This is a genomic window from Gemmiger formicilis, from assembly GCF_024462815.1.
GTDB lineage: Bacteria > Bacillota > Clostridia > Oscillospirales > Ruminococcaceae > Gemmiger.
In genome coordinates, this window is the sequence record NZ_JANGCG010000045.1 from 1 (window position 1) to 908 (window position 908).

General features: G+C 47.8%; 1 protein-coding gene. It reads left to right on the forward strand.

Annotation, left to right across the window (positions count from 1 at the left end; translation table 11 throughout):
- Positions 1 to 103 precede the first annotated feature (103 nt).
- The coding region (locus tag NE623_RS14410) for an IS3 family transposase (RefSeq protein WP_256273500.1) at positions 104 to 908 on the forward strand (805 nt) is incomplete at its 3' end.

Genomic DNA, 908 nt, shown 5'->3' on the forward strand with positions numbered 1-908 from the left:
AAGATCTGCTGGCCGAAGTGCAGCGACTGCGTGCGGAGAACGATTACCTAAAAAATTTGCAAGCCTTGGTTTTGGAAGACGAGCGACACCAGCACAAAAAACGCTGGTATTTCAGAAGCTAAGGCAAAAACACGCACTCAGTATTCTGCTCTCAATCGCTCAACTGCCCCGTGCAACTTTCTACTATCATTTGAAGCAGATGCAGAAAGAAGACAAATATGCATCTGTTAAGGAAGAAATCACAACGATTTACCACGAAAACAGGGGTCGATACGGCTATCGCCGGATCACGGCAGAACTTCGCAAGCGTACATTCTCTGTGAACCACAAGACTGTCCAGCGGCTTATGAAAGAGTTGGGCTTAGTTTGCCGTGTCAGGATGAAGAAGTATCGCTCTTATAAGGGAGAAGTGGGCAAAAGCGCACCAAATCTGCTAAATCGGGATTTCCATGCCGAAAAGCCGAATCAGAAATGGGTCACGGATGTGACGGAGTTCAGCCTGTTTGGAGAGAAGCTCTACCTGTCCCCGATTCTCAATCTGCACAGCAGCGATCTGGTCAGTTACACCATATCGGATCATCCTGTACTCAGCATGGTAACCACCATGCTGGACAAGGCGTTTGCAAAGATCCCGGCCGGAACACGCCTGATTCTCCACTCTGATCAGGGTTGGCAATATCAACACAAGCAGTACCAGCGGATGCTTCGCGAGAAGGGGATCCGACAGAGCATGAGCCGCAAGGGAAACTGTCTGGACAATGCTGTGATAGAAAATTTCTTCGGACTGCTCAAAAGTGAACTGTTATATCTGCAAGAATTTCAATCCATGGAACACTTCAAACAGGAACTGATCGAATATCTGGATTACTACAACAACCGCAGGATCAAGGCAAAGCTAAAGGGCTTGC